Annotated in this window: 2 protein-coding genes; both read right to left on the bottom strand. The window is 70.2% G+C overall.

Annotated features, from left to right (window positions below):
- On the bottom strand, positions 1–929 hold a 929-nt coding region (locus EOT10_RS40880; protein ID WP_146003152.1), incomplete at its 3' end, for an electron transfer flavoprotein subunit alpha/FixB family protein.
- Positions 930–1,008: 79 nt separating this feature from the next.
- A complete protein-coding gene (locus tag EOT10_RS40875) occupies positions 1,009–1,794 on the bottom strand; it encodes an electron transfer flavoprotein subunit beta/FixA family protein (protein ID WP_127833438.1) in 786 nt (261 codons plus the stop codon).
- Between the last annotated feature and the right edge of the window lie 14 nt (positions 1,795–1,808).

Genomic DNA, 1,808 nt, shown 5'->3' with positions numbered 1-1,808 from the left:
TGGGGGACGACGTCGAAGAGGTCGCCGACGATGCCGTAGTCGACGAGGTCGAAGATGGGGGCTTCGGCGTCCTTGTTGACGGCGACGATGGTCTTGGAGGTCTGCATGCCGGCGCGGTGCTGGATGGCGCCGGAGATGCCGTTGGCGATGTAGAGCTGCGGGGACACGGACTTGCCGGTCTGGCCGACCTGGTTGGTGTGGGGGTACCAGCCGGCGTCGACGGCGGCGCGGGAGGCGCCGACGGCTGCGCCGAGGGAGTCGGCGAGGGCTTCGATGATCGCGAAGTTTTCGGAGCCGTTGACGCCGCGGCCGCCGGAGACCACGATCGCGGCCTCGGTCAGCTCCGGGCGGCCGGTCGACTCGCGGGGGGTGCGGGAGACGATCTTGGTGCCGGTGGACTTTTCACCGAACGACACGGCCAGGGTCTCGACGGTGCCGGCGGCGGGGGCCGGCTCGACCGGGGCACTGTTGGGCTTGACGGTGATGACCGGGGTGCCCTTGGTGACGCGGGTCGTGGTGGTGTAGGAGGCGGCGAACGCGGACTGCGTCGCGACGGGGCCTTCCTCGCCGGCGACCAGGTCGGTGGCGTCGGTGATGATGCCGGAGCCGATGCGCAGGGCGAGGCGGGCGGCGATCTCCTTGCCCTCCGCGGAGGACGGCACCAGCACCGCGGCCGGGGACACGGCGGTGTAGGCGGCCTGCAGCGCGTCGACCTTGGGGACGACGAGGTAGTCCGCGAACTCGGCGGCGTCCGCGGTCAGGACGCGGGTCGCGCCGTGCTCGGCAAGGACGGTGGCGGTGTTGGCGGCGCCGGCGCCGAGGGCGAGGGCGACCGGGTCACCGATCCGGCGGGCCAGGGTGAGCAGTTCCAGGGTGGGCTTGCGGACGGCACCGTCCACGTGGTCGACGTAGACCAGAACTTCAGCCATGAGACTTCTTCTCTCCTGCAGAAAAACGAGGGGCGAGGGGCAGACCGGCCGGGCCATTTGCGCCCCGGCCGGATGGGGGCTAGATGAACTTCTGGCCCGCGAGGAACTCGGCGAGCTGCTTGCCGCCCTCGCCCTCGTCCTTGACGATCGTGCCCGCCGTGCGCGCGGGACGCTCCGCCGCCGCGTCCACCACCGTGAACGCACCGTCGAGACCGACCTCATCGGCCTCCACATCCAGGTCGGAGAGGTCCCAGGAGGTGACCGGCTTCTTCTTCGCCGCCATGATCCCCTTGAACGAGGGGTAACGCGCCTCGCCCGACTGGTCGGTCACCGACACCACCGCCGGCAGCGCGGCCTGAACCTGCTCCGAGGCCGTGTCACCGTCCCGACGCCCCGTCACCGTCCCGCCCTCCACGGACACCTCGGACAGCAGGGTGACCTGCGGGACACCCAGACGCTCCGCCAGCAGCGCCGGGATCACGCCCGCGGTGCCGTCCGTGGACGCCATACCCGAGACGACCAGATCGAAGCCGGCCTTCTCGATCGCCTTCGCCAGCACCAGCGACGTGCCGATGAGGTCCGTGCCGTGCAGATCGTCGTCCTCGACGTGGATCGCCTTGTCCGCACCCATCGACAACGCCTTGCGCAGCGCGTCCTTCGCGTCCTCCGGACCCACCGTCAGCACGGTGACCTCCGCGTCATCCGCGGCCTCCGAAATCTGCAACGCCTGCTCGACCGCGTACTCGTCCAGCTCGGAGAGCAGCCCGTCCACGTCATCGCGGTCCAACGTCAGGTCATCGGCGAAATGCCGGTCACCCGTCGCGTCCGGCACATACTTCACGGTGACAACGATCCTCAAGCTCACGCCGGCTCTCCTAC

The sequence above is a fragment of the Streptomyces antnestii genome (assembly GCF_004005495.1).
Taxonomy (GTDB): Bacteria; Actinomycetota; Actinomycetes; order Streptomycetales; family Streptomycetaceae; genus Streptomyces; species Streptomyces antnestii.
The sequence above is the reverse complement of the archived record's forward strand: the minus strand, read 5'-3'. Positions and strand labels throughout refer to the sequence as shown.